General features: G+C 71.1%; 16 protein-coding genes. 6 read left to right on the forward strand and 10 right to left on the reverse strand.

Going from position 1 to position 21,051, the window contains the following annotated elements; translation table 11 throughout:
- Window positions 1-194: 194 nt before the first annotated feature.
- Together AHOG_RS25555 and AHOG_RS25560 are read right to left on the reverse strand one after the other, a co-directional pair.
- A complete protein-coding gene (locus AHOG_RS25555) occupies window positions 195-815 on the reverse strand; it encodes a hypothetical protein (protein WP_093943592.1) in 621 nt (206 codons plus the stop codon).
- A gap of 119 nt (window positions 816-934) precedes the next feature.
- Window positions 935-2,152 carry an NADP-dependent isocitrate dehydrogenase gene (locus tag AHOG_RS25560; protein ID WP_093943593.1) on the reverse strand — a complete coding sequence of 406 codons (1,218 nt, stop codon included), beginning with the start codon at window positions 2,150-2,152 and terminating at the stop codon, window positions 935-937.
- Between the two features lie 133 nt (window positions 2,153-2,285).
- On the opposite strand from AHOG_RS25560, the gene AHOG_RS25565 reads away from it, so the two are divergent.
- The gene (locus AHOG_RS25565; RefSeq protein ID WP_093943594.1) at window positions 2,286-3,089 is read left to right on the forward strand and encodes a metal-dependent hydrolase; all 804 of its coding nucleotides are present in this window, start codon (window positions 2,286-2,288) and stop codon (window positions 3,087-3,089) included.
- A 107-nt stretch (window positions 3,090-3,196) separates the two neighbouring features.
- Window positions 3,197-3,595 carry a bacteriophage spanin2 family protein gene (locus AHOG_RS25570; RefSeq protein ID WP_093943595.1) on the forward strand — a complete coding sequence of 133 codons (399 nt, stop codon included), beginning with the start codon at window positions 3,197-3,199 and terminating at the stop codon, window positions 3,593-3,595.
- A 429-nt stretch (window positions 3,596-4,024) separates the two neighbouring features.
- Here AHOG_RS25570 and AHOG_RS25575 read toward each other — a convergent pair whose 3' ends face one another.
- Window positions 4,025-4,978 carry an inositol monophosphatase family protein gene (locus AHOG_RS25575; protein WP_311770203.1) on the reverse strand — a complete coding sequence of 318 codons (954 nt, stop codon included), beginning with the start codon at window positions 4,976-4,978 and terminating at the stop codon, window positions 4,025-4,027.
- A 152-nt stretch (window positions 4,979-5,130) separates the two neighbouring features.
- Between AHOG_RS25575 and AHOG_RS25580 the strand changes: the two genes are divergently transcribed.
- Window positions 5,131-5,328 (forward strand): DUF1918 domain-containing protein, encoded by a 198-nt coding sequence (locus AHOG_RS25580; RefSeq protein WP_093943596.1) that lies wholly within the window; start codon window positions 5,131-5,133, stop codon window positions 5,326-5,328.
- A 428-nt stretch (window positions 5,329-5,756) separates the two neighbouring features.
- Here AHOG_RS25580 and AHOG_RS25585 read toward each other — a convergent pair whose 3' ends face one another.
- On the reverse strand, window positions 5,757-6,713 hold the full coding sequence (locus AHOG_RS25585; RefSeq protein ID WP_093943597.1) for a malate dehydrogenase: 957 nt from the start codon (window positions 6,711-6,713) through the stop codon (window positions 5,757-5,759).
- Between the two features lie 659 nt (window positions 6,714-7,372).
- On the opposite strand from AHOG_RS25585, the gene AHOG_RS25590 reads away from it, so the two are divergent.
- Entirely contained in the window at window positions 7,373-7,963 is a 591-nt protein-coding gene (locus AHOG_RS25590; protein ID WP_093943598.1) for a GNAT family N-acetyltransferase, read from the forward strand.
- Here the strand turns inward: AHOG_RS25590 and AHOG_RS25595 are convergent.
- From AHOG_RS25595 to AHOG_RS25610, 4 genes are read right to left on the reverse strand one after another with little or no spacing between them, the layout of a single operon-like run.
- Entirely contained in the window at window positions 7,922-8,212 is a 291-nt protein-coding gene (locus tag AHOG_RS25595; protein ID WP_093943599.1) for a DUF3017 domain-containing protein, read from the reverse strand. The genes AHOG_RS25590 and AHOG_RS25595 overlap by 42 nt on opposite strands.
- A complete protein-coding gene (locus AHOG_RS25600; RefSeq protein ID WP_184451135.1) occupies window positions 8,209-9,066 on the reverse strand; it encodes a bifunctional methylenetetrahydrofolate dehydrogenase/methenyltetrahydrofolate cyclohydrolase in 858 nt (285 codons plus the stop codon). Before AHOG_RS25600 ends, AHOG_RS25595 begins: the two co-directional genes overlap by 4 nt.
- A gap of 25 nt (window positions 9,067-9,091) precedes the next feature.
- Window positions 9,092-10,108, reverse strand: a complete 1,017-nt coding sequence (locus AHOG_RS25605; protein ID WP_245856443.1) for a DMT family transporter — start codon at window positions 10,106-10,108, stop codon at window positions 9,092-9,094.
- A complete protein-coding gene (locus AHOG_RS25610; protein ID WP_093943602.1) occupies window positions 10,105-11,484 on the reverse strand; it encodes an MFS transporter in 1,380 nt (459 codons plus the stop codon). The genes AHOG_RS25605 and AHOG_RS25610 overlap by 4 nt, the downstream gene beginning before the upstream one ends.
- A 117-nt stretch (window positions 11,485-11,601) precedes the next feature.
- On the opposite strand from AHOG_RS25610, the gene AHOG_RS25615 reads away from it, so the two are divergent.
- Together AHOG_RS25615 and AHOG_RS28930 are read left to right on the forward strand one after the other, a co-directional pair.
- Window positions 11,602-12,090: a hypothetical protein gene (locus tag AHOG_RS25615; protein WP_093943603.1), complete on the forward strand. Its 489-nt coding sequence runs from the start codon at window positions 11,602-11,604 to the stop codon at window positions 12,088-12,090.
- Window positions 12,091-12,155: 65 nt separating this feature from the next.
- Window positions 12,156-16,460 (forward strand): glycohydrolase toxin TNT-related protein, encoded by a 4,305-nt coding sequence (locus AHOG_RS28930; RefSeq protein ID WP_157737041.1) that lies wholly within the window; start codon window positions 12,156-12,158, stop codon window positions 16,458-16,460.
- A gap of 7 nt (window positions 16,461-16,467) precedes the next feature.
- Here the strand turns inward: AHOG_RS28930 and AHOG_RS25625 are convergent, their stop codons facing one another.
- Together AHOG_RS25625 and AHOG_RS25635 are read right to left on the reverse strand one after the other, a co-directional pair.
- Complete coding sequence (locus tag AHOG_RS25625) at window positions 16,468-17,070, reverse strand: pentapeptide repeat-containing protein (RefSeq protein WP_311770202.1); 603 nt, start codon at window positions 17,068-17,070, stop codon at window positions 16,468-16,470.
- Window positions 17,071-17,552: 482 nt separating this feature from the next.
- The gene (locus AHOG_RS25635; RefSeq protein ID WP_093943605.1) at window positions 17,553-21,050 is read right to left on the reverse strand and encodes an error-prone DNA polymerase; all 3,498 of its coding nucleotides are present in this window, start codon (window positions 21,048-21,050) and stop codon (window positions 17,553-17,555) included.
- Window position 21,051: the final 1 nt, after the last annotated feature.

The raw sequence follows: 21,051 nt of genomic DNA on the forward strand, positions 1-21,051 counted from the left end.
CGGTCCGTGCCTCGCCTGGTAATCCCGAAATCGAGTCCAGATATAGAACGGCAGGGGCGGAGACGAAGAACCGAAGCGCCCGAGACCACCCGGCCAGGTGACAAACGACCTCAATGTGGGGGAGGCGTGGGCCGGGACGCCGACGACGAGTCATCAGCGTGGCCGTGGCGGCGCCTGGGCGAGATCGGTGGGGCTCAGCGCGACGCGAACCGCTCCGACAGGCGCGCACGGACCGCCCCGGCGGGCAGCCCGTATCCCTCGGCGAGGCCGGGAACGACGGTCTGGAAGAACAGCTCCACGTCGGCGTGGGTGCGCAGGACGAAGCGCTCCCGGTCGAAGCGACCCCGGAACCGCCGTCCTCGGGTGTCGCGGGACGCCACGTGCGCGATCTCGACCGGCCATCGCGCCCAGCCGAGATGTCGAGCCGCCTGAAACAGCGGAATGGTGATCAGCAGCAGCAGCCGTTCGGCCAGATAGAGCGGCATGCAGCAGAGCCATAAGAGGAACCGCAGCAGGAGACCGAGGCCGTACACGAACTCGACGATCCAGGCCGCGACCAGCAGGAAGGGCAGCAGCAGCACGGTGCCGACGCCTGCCAGGATCGTCTCGCCCGCGCCTCGACGGCGCTCGCGCCGCTCCCGACGCCGGTCCCGACGTCGGCGGTAGTCCTCTCGCGGCGCGACGCGGTCCCCGCCGCCTCCGAACCGCGCGCCCGCGATGGCGACGGGCCGGATCACCGGCTGCCAGCCGCCGAGCATCCGGCGCACCGTCCACTCTCGGCCTCTCGGATCGGTGATCCGCACCGTCGCACTCATCGTCTCCCCCAGCGTCGATCGAGGTCTCGGGGCCGACGCGCCCGAGAACAGCCGAGGAGCCCCCGACGTCCGCCAGACGTCGGGGCGCCCCTCGACAGGATCGCGGCCAGGCGGTGGGCCTAGGCCAGCTTCTTCGCCAGATTCTCGTCCAGGCTCGCGAGGAACTCCTCGGTGGTCTGGAAGGCCTGGTCCTTGCCGACCAACAGGGCGAGGTCCTTGGTCATCTTGCCGCTCTCGACGGTCTCGATGACGACCTGCTCCAGGCTCTGGGCGAACCCGATCACCTCGGGGGTCGAGTCGAGCTTGCCCCGGTGCGCCAGACCCCGGCTCCACGCGAAGATCGACGCGATCGGGTTGGTCGACGTCGGCCTGCCCTGCTGGTGCTGCCGGTAGTGCCGGGTGACCGTGCCGTGCGCGGCCTCGGCCTCGACCGTGCGGCCGTCCGGAGTCATCAGCACCGAGGTCATCAGGCCCAGCGAGCCGAAGCCCTGCGCCACGGTGTCGGACTGCACGTCACCGTCGTAGTTCTTGCAGGCCCAGACGTAGCCGCCCTCCCACTTGAGCGCGGCCGCGACCATGTCGTCGATCAGCCGGTGCTCGTAGGTGAGCCCCTGCTTGTCGAACTCGGCCTTGAACTCCTTCTCGAAGATCTCCTCGAACACGTCCTTGAACATGCCGTCGTAGGCCTTGAGGATGGTGTTCTTGGTGGACATGTAGACCGGGTAACCGCGCTGGAGACCGTAGGCCAGCGACGCCCGAGCGAAGTCCTCGATCGACTTCCGGTAGTTGTACATGCCGATGGCGACGCCGCCGCCCTCGGGGAACTGCGCGACCTCCAGCTCCAGCGGCTCGCTGCCGTCGGCAGGCGTGTAGCTGATCGTCACGGTGCCCGGGCCGGGGACCTTGAAGTCGCTGGCCTTGTACTGGTCACCGTGCGCGTGCCTGCCGATGATGATCGGCTTGGTCCAGCCGGGCACGAGCCGAGGGATGTTCTCGATGATGATCGGCTCGCGGAAGACGACGCCGCCGAGGATGTTGCGGATGGTGCCGTTGGGGCTGCGCCACATCTTCTTGAGGCCGAACTCCTCGACCCTGGCCTCGTCCGGCGTGATGGTGGCGCACTTCACGCCGACGCCGTGCTTCGCGATCGCGTTGGCCGCGTCGATGGTGATCTGGTCGTCCGTGGCGTCGCGGCTCTCGATGCCGAGGTCGTAGTACTCCAGGTCCACATCGAGATAGGGGTGGACCAGCCGGTCCTTGATGAACTGCCAGATGATCCTGGTCATCTCGTCGCCGTCGAGCTCGACGACCTTGCCCTGTACCTTGATCTTGCCCATGATCGCGGGCACTCCTCTCCCGATCCGTGCGAGGACGCAAGCGGTACAAGCGTACTGGTAACTACTTGGGATCACTCACATCCCACGGATTTGCAAGGTCTACCCTCCTTCCGAGTGATCTTGGAGGGGCGGTATGGCTACAGGGCCGACACATGCGATCAGTGGGCTGGCGGCCTGGGCCGCCGTCACCGCGTTAGCCAGCGATGGAACCGTCGGACAGCTCTCCCCGCAGAGCTGGGTGATCGGCGCGACGCTGGCCTCCGGAGCCGCGCTGCTGCCCGACATCGATCACCCCAGCTCCACCGTCACCCGCACCTTCGGCGCCATCAGCCAGGGGCTGTCGAAGGCGGCCGTGACGTTCAGCTCCTTCATCTACAAGCTCACCAGGACGAAGAAGGACTCCGACCGCGACGGCGGCCACCGGGGATTCACCCACACCATCGTCTTCGCGCTGCTGATGGGCCTCGCCGTCACCGCGATCGTGCAGGCCAGCAACGGCACCGCGACGGCGGTCGTGATGTTCTTCTACGCGGGCCTGGCCATCCGCGGGATCATGCACAAGTGGTGCCCCAAACGCGACGCGATGCTGATCGCGGGTGCCTCGCTGGTCCTGACCGTCCTCTGCACCTGGTGGGCCGGGGGCGAGGAGCACAACGCCGCGATCTTCGGCATCGCGGTGATCATCGGCTGCGTCGCCCACTTCCTCGGCGACGCGATCACCTCGCAGGGCTGCTCGATGCTCTGGCCGATCCCGATCGCGGGCAAGACCTGGTATCCGATCCGCCCACCTGAGGCCATGCGGATGAGCACGGGCGGCAAGGTCGAGATGAAGGTCCTCCTGCCGTTGCTGACCGGGGCCGCGGTGATCTTCTCGGCCGTGGTCGCCTACCGGGTCGGCGCCGCGCCCTGGCTGGCCGAGATCGGTCTCATCTCCTGATCCGCCTGCCCGGCTCGGCTTTCCACGATCGGGTGATCCCCATCGGGAAGATCATCTCCGTAGCATGGACCGGTATCCCCACCCTTGCCGCGAGGAGCTGATCGACGATGGCCACTCGACCATCCACCCTGCGTGTCGCCCTGGCAGGGGCGTCGCTGTGCGTGCTTCTCGCCGGGTGCTCGGAGGCGGAGAACCTCCGTGACGAACTCGGCCAGGCGGGTGAGGGTCTGAACCGGGTACAGGTCTGCGCCGAGGCACTCGGGCTCGCCGACTTCAATCCGCAGGTGCCGACCGCCGAGGAGGCCGCCCAGGCCGCTCGGGACCGGATCGACGAGCTGGAGCGCCTCGCCACCGAGACCACCGACGCCGACGTCGCCCAGGGTCTCCGGGACATGGCCGCATCGCTGGAGTCGGTGGCGAACACGGAGATCAGCGCCGAAGACGTCGAGGGCTGGGCGCAGCAGCAGGCCGACCGGCTGGCCGAGCTTCAGGAGATCTGCACCTGAGGAGACCAGGCCGGGTGACGCCGTCTCGGGCGGTTCGGGCCCGGCGCGCCGCGTGCCGCCGGACCGGCGACGGGTGCGCGCCGTCGCCCGGCCCGCTGACAAGTGACGTCGCCGAGCCGTGCCTCGGCCCACCGAGCGGCCACGACGCTCACCGGCCCCGCCGACCACTCGCAGATCGATGACCGGCCCCGTCTCAGACTCATCGACGATCGGTCTGGGTGCGCCGCATGCCGCCGCTTCCGCTGGACGCCGCCGGGTTCCCCCGGATGCCCGCGCGGACTCGGACGGCGCCGTCGACCGGTCCCGGCGGGGAGCTCGTCCCGACCGCTCGTCTTGGCAGCGGGCCTGCCCCGGCAGGGCATGGGCGTCTCCGGCGACGGGACCCGGCCCGGCGGCCCTCGGCCCCGGCGTGGGCCACGACCACCGGTGTCAGTCCGTCGTGTCAGCCGCCCCGATCTCGTCGATCAGCTCCCCCGCCAGCTCCTCCGTCGCGGCGACGATTCCCGACCAGCGCAGGCTCAGGTCCGGATTCAGCTCCAGCGGTCTGCCGAGGGCATCGACGACCACCCCGCCCGCGGCGGGCACGATCACCATCGCGGCGGCCAGGTCCATGATCCGATGCACCCCCGCGCCGACATCGGCGAAGGCGTCGATCGACCCCTCGGCGACCAGCACCGCCTCCAGGCAGGTCGTGGACAGCACCCGGACCCGGCCCGCCCGCAGCGCCACCCGCTGCCAGGTCCGCACGGTCTCGGGCCTGGGACGCAGCAGACACACCTCGGCCCCGGTGAGGCTGGTCCGTCCGGTGGTCCGGAAGGGCGTGGGCGTGCCCGCCACGGCGTGCCAGGCTCGGCCGGTGTCCAGCCACGTGGTCACCGCCTCGGTTCCGACACCATCGATCGCCAGGACGCCCGCGAAACAGGACAACGGGACCCCGGTGGCCGCATTGCTCGAACCGTCGACCGGATCGACCACCATGGTCACCGCCGAGGAGTTGTCGACGAATCCCGCCTCCTCGCTGAGGAGATTGACGCCGTGTCTGTGGGCGACGTCGGCCACCGCTTCCTCCACCAGCCGGTCGAGGAGCATCGTCGGGGTGCCGTCGGCGCCCATGGCGACCTCGGTGCCCAGCTCCGCACGGGTGTGCCGCCGTCGGGCCGCTCCGTAGGCCGCCGAGGCCGCACGAGCGGCGTCGGCCAGCACCGGGTGCACCGCCGCGGGCAACGCGGGCTCCGGTATCGGCCAGTCGATCAGCGCCGAGCCGCCTGCACGACCGCCCGACCGCCGTTCCGCGCCCGACCTCTCCGTACCCGGCTCCGCTGTGCCGGACTCCTGCCTGCCGGACTCCTGCCTGCCGGACTCGTTCACGATGGACCTGTTCACACCAGACTTCTCCCCGGGGGCCACCCGCGCACCGTAGCCGGCGGCACCGACGTGGTCGAGCACGACCGGCCGGGCGCGGCCGGACCGATCGGCACGTCCAGAGGTTTTCCCCACGCGCCGGGTGGATAAGCCAGGGGTTGGAGGTGAGGCCGATGCACGCCGCAGTCGGAGATCAGATTCATCTGCACGGCCGGGTCGTCGGACAGCCGGACCGGTTCGCCGAGATCCGAGAGGTACGCGGCTCGAACGGCGAGCCGCCGTACCTGGTGGTCTACCCGGACGGCACGGAGGCACTCGTGTACCCCGGGCCGGACTGCGAGATCGAGCAGCGCGGCTCGACGCCCGCCTGAACCGCACGGCCGGGCCGACGAACGAGGCCGCGAGAACGGACGCGCCGCGGGTCGCGACGCCGACCGAGGCAGGTCCGAGCGGAATGGCTTCGAGCGAGTCGGGGCTGACCGGCGCGACGATCCGAGGCCGCCGCGGATCGTCGATGCACCGGGCAGCGTGCTGGCGCTCCGATGCGGCTCCGACTCGTCCCGGGATGCGCCCCGCAGGCAGTCGGGCCCGCCCGGGAGACAGCAGCGGTGGCAAGGACAGCGGTCTCGGAGGCGGCGGGCACAGGGGCCGGCAGTCCCGCACGGCGCTCGGCGGGAGACGGTGCCACGGAGGCGGCGGCTGCCCGGAGACGGTGCCGCCCGGATCGCCTGAGGCGATCCGGGCGGCGCCATGCCGTGGTCCTCCGGTACCGAGCGCGGCCGAAGACGGCCCCGCGGGCTCAGAGGCTCTGGACGTCGGCCTGCTTCGCGCGGACGGCCTCGGCGGCGGCCTTGAGCTCGGTCAGCTCCGCGTCGGTGAGGTCGCGCTCGACGACCTTGCGGATGCCCTCACGCCCCAGCTCCGCCGTGACGCCCAGGTAGACGCCGGAGATGCCGTACTCGCCGTCGACCCACGCGCAGACCGGCAGCACCGTGCCCGCGTCCTCATGCACGGCCTTGGCCATCCGGGCGGCCGCCGCGGACGGCGCGTAGTACGCGGAACCCGTCTTCAGCAGCGCCACGACCTCGGCGCCGCCGTTGCGGGTGCGCGTGACCAGCTCGTCGATCTTCTCGGCGGGCAGCACCTCGGACAGGGGCTTGCCGTCCACCGACGAGGCCGAGGGCACCGGGACCATCGTGTCGCCGTGCGAGCCGAGCGTCAGCGTGGTGACCGACGAGACGGGCACCGACAGCGCCTCGGCCACCGAGTTGGTGAAGCGGGCGGTGTCCAGGATGCCCGCCTGGCCGAGAACGCGGTTCTTCGGGAAGCCCGTCGCCAGCTGCGCGAGCGCGGTCATCTCGTCCAGCGGGTTGGACACCACGATGACCACGGCCTCGGGCGCGTGCTTCGCGACGTTCTCCGCGACCTGACGAACGATCTTCGCGTTGGTCTCGATGAGATCCATCCGGCTCATGCCGGGCTTGCGCGGCAGGCCCGCGGTGATGACGACGATCTCGGAGCCCGCCAGGACCTCGTAGCCCGAGCCGTCGAGGCCGGTGGTCTTGCCGACGACCGTGGTCTCGAAGCCCTCGACCGGGCGCGACTGGTTCAGGTCGAGAGCCAGCCCCTCGGCCTTTCCGTCGATGATGTCGGTCAACACCACGGTCTCGAAGATGTCGTACTCGGCCAGCCGCTGAGCGGTGGTCGAACCGTAGAAACCGGCGCCGACGACGGCGACCTTGCCGGAACGTGCCACTGGACGGGTCCTCCCTGATCACAGGCGGAATGGTCCTGGGCGCGGCGAAGGTCTGGAGAAGGCAGGAGCGTGGAGATCACCTGTCGGCGACGGCCACGGCACCGGGACCGCTTCGTCGGGCGGCTGCCCGACGCGGCGAGGTTATCAAGGCGGCCTGCTCCCCGACCGCATCTGGTGAGCAGGCTCTCTCCCGGCGCGGTCGGCGTCGTCGGCACGGCTCGCGAGGCCGCCTGCGTGTCGCCGGACCCGGCCGCCGTCGGGGGCGGGCGGGGCGCGCCGCGCGGCCGCCCGCAGCCGTCGCCGATCGCAGGCGTACGACCGATCGAGCGGCGACCCCCGAAGTCGACCGGATCGAGCCATCCCGCCGCAGTCGCCCGAATCGCCGTGCTGACCTGCGACGGTCGTCCCGGCGGCGGCACGAGGACGCCGACCCGAACCACGCTCACGACCCCTGCGGATCACGGAGCGAGTCGGTCTCGTCGGGCAACACCACCACTCCGCGACACCCAGATCACCTGAATGGCCCAGCTCACTCCACTCGGGACTCAGCAGTAGGACCGTGACGGCTCCCTGTCACGACAGACCGAGCCTGACATCCGAACGGGCGAACGTTTACCGTGTCGCGCGTGGAGACGACTCAGCCGAAGCACCCTCCGAAGATGTCCATCCGGGCTCTCACCCTCGCCGATGTCGAGACGGCACAGGCGATCCTCGAGATTCAGCGCGCCGCGTACCAGGTCGAGGCCGAGCTGATCGGCTTCGAGGCCATCCCCCAGCGCACCGAGACGCTGGAGGAACTCCAGAACAGCGGGGAGAGCTTCCTCGGCCTTTACAACGAGGACGGACTCGCGGCGGCGGTGTCCTGGACGCGCCCGTTCGACGGCACACTCGACATCCGCAGGCTGGTCGTCTCACCGAGCGCCTTCCGCCGGGGCTACGCGACAGCGCTCCTCGACACGCTGGAGGCCGTCGAGCGTCCACGACGGACGATGGTCACCGTCGCCGAGGCCAACGCCCCGGTCCTGGCCCTGTACGAACGCAAGGGCTTCTCCCCGACCAGGACCGTCGAACACGTGCCCGGACTGCGCCAGGTCTACCTGGAACGGCGCTCCGCGTGGCTCGGCTCCGACAGCCCCATCCTGCGGATGATGATGGCCGCGGCCTCCCGTGAGCAGCCCGCTCCCGGCACGCCGCCCCGGCGACGCAGGTCAGCCGAAGGGACCACCCTCGATGGTCAGCGCCACGAATAGCACCAGGCTGCCCAGCACGCCGTAGCAGAGCATGTCGACACCGGAGCCTCGGATCTTCAGCAGTCCGGCCTGCTCGTCCGACAGCAGGACTCGCAGGCCCGCAGCGAGCAGGAGGGCGAAGCCGACCAGCGCCGCGCCCTCCCGCCAGTAGCCCATCGTCACGCGGACGAAGCCGAACACGACGATCGCCAGCACCAGGAGGAAGGAGAGCTGGGAGGTGCCGACGTGATCGCGTCCTCGGCTGTTCACGCCGAACGCACCGCCCGCTCGGCGGCCTCGACCACATTGGTCAGCAGCATCGCCCTGGTCATCGGGCCGACACCGCCGGGCATCGGGGCCACGAAGCCCGCGACCTCGCGGGCCGCCGGCGCGACGTCTCCCACCAGGCCCTGCTCGGTGCGCGTGATCCCGACGTCGAGGACGGCCGCGCCGGGCTTGACCATGTCGGCGGTGATCAGGCTCGGCCTGCCCGCCGCCGCGACCACGATGTCGGCGCGCCGCACCTGTGCGGCCAGGTCCTTCGTCCCGGTGTGACACAGGGTCACGGTCGCGTTCTCGCTGCGCCGGGTGAGCAGCAGGCCGAGCGGGCGGCCGACGGTGACGCCTCGTCCGACCACCACCACCTCGGCCCCGTCGATGGCGACCTCGTAGCGGCGCAGCAGCTCGACGATGCCGCGCGGCGTGCACGGCAGCGGGCCCTGCTCGCCGAGCACGAGCCTGCCCAGGTTCACCGGGTGCAGACCGTCGGCGTCCTTGCTCGGGTCCATGCGTTCGAGCAGCGCGCCGGTGTCCAGGCCGCGCGGCAGCGGCAGCTGGACGATGTAGCCGTGGCAGGCCGGGTCGGCGTTCAACTCGTCGATCGCCGCCGCGACCTGCTCCTGCGTCGCGTCGTCCGGCAGATCGCGACGCAGCGAGGTGATGCCCACCTTCGCGCAGTCTCGGTGCTTGCCGCGGACGTAGGCCGCCGATCCGGGGTCCGCGCCGACGAGCACGGTGCCCAGTCCAGGTCGCACGCCCGCGTCACCCAGCGCGGCGACCCTCGTGCGGAGGTCGTCGTAGATCGCGTCTCGGGTGGCCTTGCCGTCAAGAATGGTCGCGGTCACGGATGTCATCGTCCCAGACGGGCCGTCAGGCGCGTCGGCGGCCGGGCAGCATCGCGAGCACCACGGCCACCAGGGTCAGTCCGCTTCCCACCAGCGTGCTCGCCGTCAACTCGGCTGCGGAGGACGGCACGAGGAGGTCCAGCAGGACGGCGCCGATGAGCTGGCCCGCGATGGAGCTCAGCCCGAGCAGCAGCACGCCGATCCTGGCCACCACCATCGCGCCGAGGGCGATGAACAGCACGCCGATCAGTCCGCCCAGATACAGCCACGGCTCGCGGGGCAGCTCGGCGGGCAGCCCCGTGATGAGCGTCGAGATCAGGAAGGCCACGATCAGGATCACCGTGCCCACCGCGAAGTTCACCAGCGTCGCGGGCATCGACGCGCCCGCCGCGGCGCGCACCCGGCCGTTCACGGCCTGCTGCCAGGCGATGCCCACACCCGCCAGCGCGGGCAGCACCGCGAGGATCAGCGTCCGCGGATCACCGATGCGGCCGGACACCGCGATCAGCACGGCGAGCACCGCGACCACGGCACCGGCGATTCGCAGGTTCGTGATGGCACGCACCCCGCCGGGGCCGATGCCGAACCGGTCCACCAGCAGGCCGCTGGCCACCTGACCGCCCACCACGGCGACGGTGAACATGGACACGCCGATCGCGGCGGCCGTGAGCCCCTGACTGAGGACGAGGAACGCGCCGCAGGCACCGCCGAGGCACTGCCAGGGCCGGAGCACGGGTCCCGCCGACTCGTCGCGGGCACGCAGCGCGGCGGCGATCCGACGCATGCCCCGCCGCCCGGACGGCAGCACGAGGACCAGGAGCCCGACGAAGACCAGGCCGACGCCGAAGGAGATGAGGGCCGCGGTGAAGCCGCTGCCGACGCGGTCGGCCAGTTCGCCGTTGATCCGCGTCTGCGCCGCGACGGCCCCGCCCGAGACCACGGCGGCGATCAACGCGGGAACGGCCGCCATGGGCCGGGCCGCGATGCTCGCTAGCTCGTCGGGACCCCGCGGTGGGGCGGGCTGGTTCCGCTGTCCGGTCACGTCACGACATCCTGCGCCCCGGACGGCGACGCAGCAGGCCTGGCCGGGATCTGTAACGCGACTAACACCGCCAGGACCCCGAAGACCGAGGACGCCCCCGCCGCCATGCCGAGCGAGCCGACGTCGAGCACCCAGCCGATGAGGGTGGCGGCCAGCGCGGAGCCCGCGGTGGAGGCGGAGGCCAGCCAGCCGAAGGCCTCGGCCCGCCGGTTCGTGGGAGCGAGTTCGCCGAGCCTGCTGTTGGCGGCGCCGAAGGCCGGGGCGATCGCGGCGCCGCCCGCGGCGAGGACGAGCCCGACCAGCCAGACCGAGGGCTCCGGCGAGACCGGCGGGAGCACGGGGATGAGTGCGCTGAGTCCGAGGGTCACCAGTGCCATGCGCAGCACAAGATTCGGCCTGCGGCGCAGCCCGCCGGCGATCAGGCCGCCCACCAGTGAGCCCGCCGCCCACACCGCGACGAGGATCCCCGCCAGCTCGGGAGTCCCCCGTTCCCTGGCCCAGGCGATGACGACCAGGTCCACGGCGATCAGCGCGGCGACGATCATCATCGCCATGACGATGGTGGGCAGCACGCCCGGCGCACGCAGCACGAACTCCGTGCGCAGGACCGTCGACGGGCCTGCGACGGCCGTGGCGCCCGGCCCGGCCGCGGCGTCGGCGACCCGCGCGGTCGCGCCTGCGGCGGTCGCGGCGGCGTCGGCATTGGTGTCGGTCTCGGCGGCCGGGTCGGTCTCGGGGGACTGCGCCGGCTCGTGTTCCGCGGGCATCGGCCGCAGCTCGGAGCGCGCGAGGGCGGCGGCGAAGCCGAGTGCGCCGGTGACCGCGAACAGCCCGCACAGCACCACGGCGGCAGGCGGGCTGACGAAGGCCACGGCCAGCGAGGCCAGCATCGGCCCGACCATGAACAGCAGCTCCGTCAGCGTCGCCTCGACGGCGTAGGTGGCGTTCCTCGCAGGCTCCGGCTCGACCTTCGCCCACACCGACCGGCTCACCTGGCTGACCGGCGGCATCGACAGTCCGGTCAGGAAGGCGATCACCGGCGCCGCGAGCCACAGGCCGCCCGGCAGCGCCGCCAGCAGGAAGAGGCCGCCGCCGTAGCAGACCCCCGTCACCACCAGCAGTCTCGTCACCGACTTCCGGTCGGCCGCGCGGCCGCGCAGCGGGCCGGCGATGCCGGTTCCGATGGTCAACGAGGCCGCGACCACCCCGGCGAGGGTGTACGAACCGGTCCAGTCGGTCACCAGGAAGGTCAACGCGAGCGCGGTCGCGGTGGTGTGCAGCCGCCCGAACAGGGACCAGAAGAGCAGTGTCGGCAGGCGCCCGACGGAGGCGAGCAGACGGTAGGGCGTGAACACCAGCACAGTCTGCCCGTCCATGCCGACACTTCCGATCGATTGACGGCGCTGTTCACGTTCTCGGCCGGGCGGAGGTTCACCTCCGGCACGTAGGCTCGATCACGGACGACCGTCACTCCCTGACGAGGAGGGGACGACATGACCGAACACCGCACCAACACCACGTCGCACTCCGCGGAACACGCGGAGATCGTCCGGGAGATCGGCCGGGCGCTGCGTGCGTCGGCACCACCCGACTGGCAGGAGATCAGACTCCACTACCGTGCCACGGTGGAGATCGGCGAAGCCGACCTGGAGGCCACCGCCACCACGGGCGAGGTCATCCGTTGGGATCACCCGATCGAGTGCGTCATGTTGTTTGATCACCTGCGGGAGGGGATGAGACGGGCAAAGGAGGGAACATGGTTCACGGCAAGTTGTGTGATCAACCGATCAGGTAATTGCACAATGGAGTTTGATTACAATTCCGCGCCTTCCTGGCGGACCCCCATCCCCCCTTCGGCTTATCTCCTCGATCTCCAGCGTTTCCCGAGGTCGGAAGAACACACGCCGCCCTGGCTCCGTGAGCAGCGCGATACCGCCCGTAGTCAGCGCGTTCGTCGGCTCGACGGCATCTCCACCGCGTAGTGTCTGGTACCGGTTTTCCCGCGCCCCGTCCCCACGATCCAACGTCCGTCAGAGAGGATGTGGTCATGTCCCGTCCGACGGCGAACAGTCCGGAAGATCAGGCAGTACTCGCTCGTGACATCGGCATGGCGTTGCTGCAGGCCGCACCGCCAGGGTGGCAGCAGATCCGTGTGGAGTACCGAGCCATGGGCGGCTTCACCGACTCGGTGGGCAAGGTGATCAGCGAGGACGGCTCGTCGTCCCCGTGGGAGCCCCCCGCCGACTGTGGGCCGCTCTTCGAGCGACTGCGCCAGAACATGTACGACCCCGAGAAGGGCACCTGGCTCTCGGCGCTGTACGTGGTGGAGCGCCCGTCGAACTACCGGATCGACGTCAACCTCGACAAGCAGGTCCCGTGGGAGCCGCCGCTGCCGCCGACCGCCTTCGAGGAGGAGCTGAGCCGGTACCCCCGGCCGGAGAAGCGCATCCCCCCGTGGTTCTGGCACGCGATGGGCAGGCCGGAGCGGCAGCCCGCCGACTTCGACCGGGGCGAGGGCGGCTTCCCGGAGGATCAGTTCGCCACGCCGTCCCGACCCGATCCCTCGATCCGACGGCAGGGACACGACGACGAGGCGCACACGGACTATCTGCCGGAGATGCCCTCGGACGGCCCCGTGCCCGGGCACGGCGGCGCGGGCGCGAACGGCGCCGAATTCGACCGGGCGACCGGCGAGGACGCGGACTTCCACCCCGACCGCTTCGACGGCGCGGGCCAGGAGTCCTATCCCGCGCAGCAGTACTCACCGGAGTTCGACGGCGACTTCCCGCCGCAGCCCGAGTCCTATCTGGACGAGAACGACTACGACTACACCGACGATGACGACGTCGACCAGCAGGCCGCGCCCGACTTCCAGCTCGCGAGGGTCTTCGACGGCACCCGTGAGGACGGCAGGCCGCTGATCAACCGGCCGTCGGTCGATCCGGGCGAGCGGGAGAAGCTCGTCGGCTATCTGCGGACCGCCCCCGTCGTGCTGTCCTCGCAGGGCCTCGCCGCCGATCCGTTCGTGAGCGAGGGCAGGCCGTCGGTCCCGATCAGCTGGCACACGGACGGATTCTGGATCTGGCCTGCCGCCGTCGGATACCACCTGGCAAGACACGGCGTCCCGCCGATGCCGGAACTGGTGGAGCACATCAGGGCCCAGGAGTTCCGGCTGCCCGGCGTCCACCAGGAGACCCGGGACGCCGCGACGGACCTGCTGTATCAGGTGCTCCCCGACCCGCGCGGCGAGCGGCAGAACGGCACGGCCGTGCAGGCCTCCGCCGCCGTACCGCAGCCGGACGTCGAGGACCCCTACGACTCGCTGGCGAGCGACGTGACGGGCGTGCTTCCCGCCGCCGTCGACCTCGACGACGAGCCCGGCCGGGCATCCACCGACGTCGAGGCGTCCGCGCGGCAGGGCAGGGCGGGCTGCCCGCCGTCGCAGGACCACGTGCACGAGGACCTCGGCGTCGTCGACGACCGGCAGGCGTACTCCGACGGCTACTACGACGAGGGGTACCGCGAGCAGCCCGGCTACCAGGAGGAAGCCGGATATCCGGAGGAGCCCGGTTACCAGGACGGGCCCGGATACCAGGACACGTCCGCCGAGGAGGGCCGCTTCGGGACTGCGATCGGCGACGCGGCAGGCGTGCGAGAGGCGGACGTTCGAGACCCGCACGACGGCCGAGGTCTCCGTCCCGGTCGCACCGCCGCAGACGATCTCGGTCAGCACGGTGAGACCGGTTACGCCGCGGAACAGGATCACCCTGTCGAGCGGGGCTATCCCGAAGCACAGGGCTATCCGGAAGAGCGCGGCTACGCCGCAGGCCGGGGCTACCCGACGGAACAGGACTACCCCGACGAACGGGGCCTCTCGGGAGAGTCGGACTACTCGGCGGACCAGGGCTACGCCGGGGAGCGCGGGTACTCCGACGACCACGACCGATACTCCGACGACCACGTCGACGGTCGACCCGGCCCGGCAGGAGACCCGGCCGTCGAGGACCACGACGGCCGGCCGAACGCGAGCAGTCGCTACGCCGACTATCCGGACGAGGGTCGTCTCGGTCGGGATGACATCGCCGAGGCCACCGAGGAGGTGGACCAGGCCAGCCTGGAACAACTCCGCGAGCGGCTCGCCGACCTCGGCGTCGACGAGTCGGCCTACCGCATCGGCGGCACCGAGGACGACGTCTGGTGTCTGCTGAGAGAAGGCCGGAACTGGTCGGTCTTCTGGTCGGAGCACGGCGAACGCTACGACGAGATCAGCTTCGATCAGTCCAATCAGGCCTGCGCGTACCTGCTGGGCGCGCTGCTGATGATGCACCCGTCCGATGCGGCCTACTCGCCTGCGCCGGAGGAGCAGCCCGCGAGCCGTTCCCGCGAGGACCGGGCATTCGCCGAGGCCGAGTACGCCGAGCCGGACTACACAGGGTCGGATCGCCCGGAGCCGCACTACGTGGGCTCGGATCACTCCGGCTCTGACTATGCGGGCTCGGACTACACGGGGCCGGACTACACGCAGCCCGACTACGCCGACGACATCATCGCCGACGCCTCGTCTGCCGAGCAGACAACCGGATACCGGGAGCCCGCTCCGGCGGCCGAGGCGCCGATCATCAGGCCGCCGAGGGCGATGGACGATGAGGAGGTCGCCGACCTCTTCCGCAACGGCGGGCTGGTGCTCCCGCCGTCCCGTCCCTACGCCGACGACCACGAGAACGACGCCTATCCGGCGCAGGCCGCCTACGAGTCCCCGGGGGCCGAGGCCGAACCGGAGTACGACCAGCGGCAGGCGACGGACTACGCGGAGTCGGCCGCGGGCGACCATCACGCCCGGTCCGCCGGATACGAGCCGGAGCAGCCCGCGCAGACTCGCGCGCCGAGCAGGCCGGGCGGCCGACGTCGCGCGGCCGAACGCCCCGCCGAGCACGAGCCCTACGAGCAGCGGCCCGCATCCGAGGCGAATCGACCGGTCTACCGGGACGAACCCGAACACGACGGGCAGGACGCCGACAACCGACAGGACGACGCGGACTACGGTCGGTCGGTCGCCGACTACGCGGACCCGAGCGACGGCTACGACCGCCGCAGACAGCCGGAGCCCGAGCAGCCTCGGCAGGAGGAGCCCGAGTACGGGCGCAGGGCCGCCGCGGAATTCGCCCAGTCCACCGTGATCGACCACCGCAGGCCCGCCGCCGAGTACGCCCGGCAGGGGACGGCCGACTACGCCCAGCAGGCCGGAATGGAGTACGCGGGAACGCGGGACTCCGCCGACCACGGCTACGACACACGGCAGATGAACGCCGTCGAGATCGACGCGGAACTCGACGACGACCGGCCCGCTCAGCGGAGCGCGGGCACGCGGGACGACTACCAGCCCGCCGCCTACCAGGACGCGCCGTATCACCAGGACACGTACCAGGACGCCCAGTACCAGTCGGGCGGCTACGACCACGGTTCGTACGAGCGGGACTCCTATGGGGGCGACGATCACCACGACGGCGTGATCGGCTCGGACGGCGCCGCGATCCCGGACGTGCATGATCGGCGATTCGATCCGGATGGCAGGCACGACTCCTACCTGGACGAACGGCCGCACGGCGACCAGTACCAGGACGACCAGTACCAGGACGAAGACCGGTACCAGGACGACCGGTACCAGGACGGCGGCCGGTACCAGCACGACCAGTACCAGGACGAACGAGACGCGGGTGTGCGGCCCGACGTCGCCGCGGAGCTCGACGCAGGCCTGCCGCCGCTGCAAGCCGGCCGACGTGGTGCGGTCGACCCCGAGCCGAGGCAGCCGAACGGCTTCGACGCGAGGTCGGCCGAGGAGCACGAGCCGAGGCAGGGCGGCAGGCGAGCGTCCGCCCCCGAACCCGGTGGGCCGGAGGACTACGAGGTGGGCGCCGACCTCGGCACGTCGCCTCGACGACAGGCCTCGGCCGACCAGCCCGTACCGGCGGCCCGGCCCGCACAGTCCGCGGAGCAGCAGAGCATGGTCCGTCCGCTGCCCGGCGAACCGCCGTTGACCCTCTTCCGCGAGCGCAGGCTGCTGATGCTCCAGGCGGGGACCGAGGTCGACCGCTTCGGCGATCCGAACGGCAACGTGACCTATGCCGCGGGAACGCCGTACAGCAGGCGATCGCTGCCGCCGCAGTGGATCAAGCGCGGCTATCACACCTATCGGCTGCTCCGGCCGTTGCAGGTGCTCACCGGCATCGCGGTGCCGTGGTTCGAACAGCCTGGCGGCGGCGTCTCCTACGTGCTGCCCCGATCGATCACCGACCTGATCGAGGACGGCGCCCTAGCGGAGATGACCGATGTGGAGCCGCCCGGTGTGGAGTGACGACGGGTCAGTCGTCGATGACGAGCCCGTGCGCGGCGGAGAAGGCCATCGCCAATGCCAGATCCGCCCGCGCACCCCACAGCTTCACCTGGCGAAACGACTTGGCGTCGATCCGGGCACCCCGAAGATCGGCCTCTTCGAGGTTCGCCTCCGTGAGCCGTGCCCCGGTGAGGTCGGCCTCGCGCAGGTCGGCACGACGTAGATCGGCTTCGAACAGATCGACCTCCCGCATCCGCAGGCCGGACAGGTCCAGCCCCCGCAGGTCGGCCGCAGGCAGGGCGACCAGGGTGAGATCGGTCTCTCGGATGGTCGACGGTCGAAGTCTGGCCTGCCGAAAACGCGAGCCGATCAGCGTGCAGCCGTCGATCACCGCGCTCGCGAGCACGGTGCGCTCGAAGGTGCAGTTGCGGAAGGCGGTGGCGGTGTGCCGGGAGCCGCTGAGGTCGGCTCCGGTGAAGTCGCAGTCGGTGAACGTGACATTGTGCGTCCGCATGCCTGCGAGGTCGGCGTCGGTGAAGTCGCAGCCGTGCAGGCTCCGTCCCCGCCAGTCGGCACGGGCCAGCACCGCGTCACTGAAATCCTCGCCGACCATCTCGTCCTGGGTGTCCACCACGGCACCCTAGCCGGCGTCTCCGACGGAACGCGGGACCCGTCGCCGCCTGCCTCCGGACCGCGGCGGGGCTGACGAGCCTGGGTCCGGCGGCTGGGGTTGGCGGCCGGCGACTGGGGTTGGTCGTTGCCGGCTGACGGTTGCCGACTGGTGGGTGGCGGGTGGTGGGTGTGGTTGACGGCCGGCGGTGGCCGGTTCGCGCGCCCCCTCGCCGTCGCGCGCCCCCTCGCCGTCGCGCGCCCCCTCGCCGTCGCGCGCCCCCTCGCCGTCGGGAGGCTCCTCGATGTCGGGCCGTCTCGAGTCGCGGTGTCGCCTTCGACGCCCGTCGTCGGTGACCACCGAGCTCCCGAGGCGATGGTGATCGACGGCTGCGATGACACCCGAGACCGCATCCCGTCCGCGACCGGGTCGCCGCGGCTGCCGATGAGCGGGCACCGGCATCCCTCCTGAGGGAGGGGCGTGACGATCTGCCCGAACCGACGTCATCGGAAGTCCCGTGATCGCCCGGCGATCCGCATCGGCAGATGGGTCAGGCGATCGGCCTGGAGGGTCACCACCGTGCCGTACCGCTCCACGACCCCCCGCACCAGCAACGCCGGGCTGTTCCGAGCCACTCGCCGGTATCGCGCCCACAGCGTCGGGGTGCAGACCACGTTGATCATGCCGGTCTCGTCCTCGATGTTCAGGAAGGTCACTCCGCCTGCGGTCGAGGGCCGCTGCCGGTGAGTCACCGCACCCCCGATCAGGACCCGGCGCCCGGCCTCGACGGTCTTGAGCGCCTCGGCGGGCAGCGCACCCAGCTCATTCAGTCGATCCCGGACGAACTCGGTCGGATAGCTGTCCGGCGAGACCCCGGTGGCCCAGACGTCGGCGGCGGCCGTCTCGACCTCGTCCATGCCAGGCAGCGTCGGCGGCTGTCCCGCGGTGGAGAGGCCGGGCAGCCGGTCCGCCGTCTCGCCCGCGACCGCGCCTGCGGTCCACAGCGCCGCACGTCGGCTCATGCCGAAGCACTCGAAGGCGCCCGCCGTGGCCAACGCCTCCAGCTGGGTGACGGTGAGCCGCCGACGACGCGCCAGGTCGGCCATGTCGACGTAGGGCCCGTTCGCGGCCCGCTCCGCGCAGATCGACTCGGCGAGTTCCGTGCCGATGGTGCGAATCTCACCGAGCCCGAGCCGCACTGCCGCGGCGGCGGCCGGCTCGGGCTCAGCCGTCGACCCCGTCGCCGGCGGGCAGGCGGAACGACTCGGGCCGCCAGAATCGCTCGGGCCGCCAGAATCGCTCGGGCCGCCAGAATCGCTCGGGCCGCCAGAGCTGCTCGGTGCGGCAGAAGCGACGCGGTCGGGCACCTCCTGTTCCAGGGTGGCGTGCGGCAGGCTCGCGTTGATGTCCGGCCGCAGCACTCGGACACCGTGCCGCCGCGCATCGGCGATCAACGACTGCGGCGAGTAGAAGCCCATCGGCTGCGCACGCAGCAACGCGGCGCAGAAGGCGGCCGGGTAGTACAGCTTGAACCAGGCGCTGGCGAAGACGAGCAACGCGAAGCTCAGCGCGTGACTCTCCGGGAAGCCGAAGTCCGCGAAGGCCAACAGCCTGCGATAGATCTTCTCCGCCAGCTCGCCGGTGATGCCGTTCGCCCGCATCCCGTCGAACAGTCGCCTGCGCAACCGCTCCATCCGGCTGCTCGACCGTTTGGAGCTCATGGCTCGCCGCAGCTCGTCGGCCTCCGAGGCGGAGAAGTCCGCCACGTCCGCCGCGAGCTGCATCATCTGCTCCTGGAACAACGGCACGCCCAGCGTGCGCTGCAACGCGGGCTTCAGCCGAGGGTGCTCGTAATCCCACTCCTCCAGCCCGTTCCGTCGCCGGATGTACGGATGCACCGACCCGCCCTGGATCGGCCCCGGCCGGATCAGGGCCACCTGGACGACCAGGTCGTAGAACTCCCGAGGCCGCAGCCGGGGCGAGGTCGACATCTGTGCGCGACTCTCGACCTGGAAGACCCCGACCGTGTCGGCGCGACGCACCATCTCGTAGACCCGATCATCGCTCAGGTCCAGACCACCGAGGTCGACCTTCCTCCCGTGATGCTCGGCGACCAGGTCGATCATGTAGTGCAGCGCGGACAGCATGCCGAGCCCCAACAGGTCGAACTTGACCAGATTGATCGAGGCGCAGTCGTCCTTGTCCCATTGCAGCACCGACCGGCCAGGCATCCGCCCCCACTCCACCGGGCAGATCTCGCTCACCGGCCGATCGCAGATCACCATCCCGCCGGAGTGGATGCCGAGGTGGCGGGGGAAGCCCTCCAACTGGGCCGCCAGCTCCAGCACCGGCCCGGGGATGTCGGTGTCGTCGGCGGTGCCGTTCAACGGCCCCCAACGTTCGATCTGGCTGCTCCAGGCATCCTGCTGTCCCGGCGAGAATCCCAGCGCCCTGGCGACGTCGCGTACGGCGGAGCGGGCCCGATAGGTGATCACGTTGGCCACCTGCGCCGAATGGTCTCGCCCGTACCGTCGGTAGACGTACTGGATCACCTCCTCTCGTCGGTCCGACTCGATGTCGAGGTCGATGTCGGGCGGCCCGTCCCGCTCCGGCGCCAGGAATCGTTCGAACAGCAGCCCGAATCGGACGGCGTCGACGTTGGTCACGCCGAGGGCGAAGCACACCGCCGAGTTCGCCGCCGAGCCCCGCCCCTGACAGAGGATGTTCTCGCGCACGCAGAACCGCACGATGTCGTGGACCACCAGGAAGTAGCCGGGAAACCCGAGTTCGGTGATCACCGTCAGCTCGTGCTCGATCTGGCGCAGGGCGGCGGGCAGGTGCTCCGCGCTGTGCCTGCCCGCCGCGCCCCGCAGGGTCAGCTCGCGCAGATAGCTTGCCTCGGTGTGCCCGTCGGGGACGTCGAAGGGCGGCAGTTCCGGCGCGACCAGCCGCAGGTCGAAGGCGCACTCCTCACCCAGTCGGGCCGCCGCCGCCACCGCCGCCGGATACCTGCCGAATCTGGCCGCCATCTCGCGGCCGGATCGCAGGTGCGCGGACCCCGAGGCGGGCAGCATGCCGTCCATCTCGTCCAGGCTGCGCCGGGCCCGCACCGAGGCGATCGCCGTGGCGAGTCGATGGCGAGAGGGGGTCGCATAGTGCACCGCATTGGTCGCCACCACCGTCAGGCCGAACTGCTCGGCCAGCGCGGCGAGCGCGTCGTTGATCTCGCTGTCGGCGGGCAGACCGTGGTCGACGAGTTCCACCACCACGTTCGCCGCGCCGAACAGACCGATCAGCCGATCGAGCTCCGCCGCCGCCTGTTCCGGGCCGCCCTCGGCCAGCGCCCGGCGCACCGCCCCCTTGCGGCAGCCGGTCAACACCACCCAGTGGCCGTTCGCATGCTCGGCCAGCCGCTCCAGCCGATAGACCGGCCGTCCCTTCTCACCGCCCGCCAGCTGCGCCTCGCTGATCGCCCGGCACAACCGGTGATAGCCCGCCGGATCGCGGGCCAGCACCAGCAGATGGGTGCCCTCCGGGTCGGCCGCCCCGTTCTGCGGTCCGGTGAGTCCCAGACTCAGCTCGGCGCCGAAGACCGTCCGCACCCCGTGTTCGGCGGCGGCCTCGGCGAACCGCACCACGCCGTACATGCCGTCGTGATCGGTGAGCGCCAGCACTCCCACCCCGAGCCTGGCGGCCTCCGCCACCAGTTCCTCCGGGTGGGCGGCGCCGTCGAGGAAGCTGAAGTTGGAGTGACAGTGCAGCTCCGCGTAGGGTACCACGGCGGGCTCGGTCGACTCGGGTGGATCGGCGGGCCCGAGCCCGTCTCGCGCGGCGCGGGAATCGTGGTGCTCCTCGATGACGGCGGTCAGCAGACTGTCGCGAGTCCGTCTCCGTCGCCTGCTCCAGGGCGGCTGCTCCGCCGCGGGCGCCGCCTCCCGTGTGTCGCCGGTGAGCCTGCGCTCCAGCTCCGACCAGGGGACCGGCGGATTGTTCCAGCCCATG

The organism is Actinoalloteichus hoggarensis, assembly GCF_002234535.1.
GTDB lineage: Bacteria > Actinomycetota > Actinomycetes > Mycobacteriales > Pseudonocardiaceae > Actinoalloteichus_A > Actinoalloteichus_A hoggarensis.

Excerpts from the sequence above, each read along its gene's own strand:
- AHOG_RS25590 (WP_093943598.1), top strand. The coding sequence starts at position 7,373 with ATGTCCATCCGGGCTCTCACCCTCGCCGATGTCGAGACGGCACAGGCG.
- AHOG_RS25615 (WP_093943603.1), top strand. The coding sequence starts at position 11,602 with ATGACCGAACACCGCACCAACACCACGTCGCACTCCGCGGAACACGCG.
- AHOG_RS25635 (WP_093943605.1), bottom strand. The coding sequence starts at position 21,050 with ATGGGCTGGAACAATCCGCCGGTCCCCTGGTCGGAGCTGGAGCGCAGG.
- AHOG_RS25610 (WP_093943602.1), bottom strand. The coding sequence starts at position 11,484 with ATGGACGGGCAGACTGTGCTGGTGTTCACGCCCTACCGTCTGCTCGCC.
- AHOG_RS25580 (WP_093943596.1), top strand. The coding sequence starts at position 5,131 with ATGCACGCCGCAGTCGGAGATCAGATTCATCTGCACGGCCGGGTCGTC.
- AHOG_RS25555 (WP_093943592.1), bottom strand. The coding sequence starts at position 815 with ATGAGTGCGACGGTGCGGATCACCGATCCGAGAGGCCGAGAGTGGACG.
- AHOG_RS25565 (WP_093943594.1), top strand. The coding sequence starts at position 2,286 with ATGGCTACAGGGCCGACACATGCGATCAGTGGGCTGGCGGCCTGGGCC.
- AHOG_RS25560 (WP_093943593.1), bottom strand. The coding sequence starts at position 2,152 with ATGGGCAAGATCAAGGTACAGGGCAAGGTCGTCGAGCTCGACGGCGAC.
- AHOG_RS25570 (WP_093943595.1), top strand. The coding sequence starts at position 3,197 with ATGGCCACTCGACCATCCACCCTGCGTGTCGCCCTGGCAGGGGCGTCG.
- AHOG_RS28930 (WP_157737041.1), top strand. The coding sequence starts at position 12,156 with ATGTCCCGTCCGACGGCGAACAGTCCGGAAGATCAGGCAGTACTCGCT.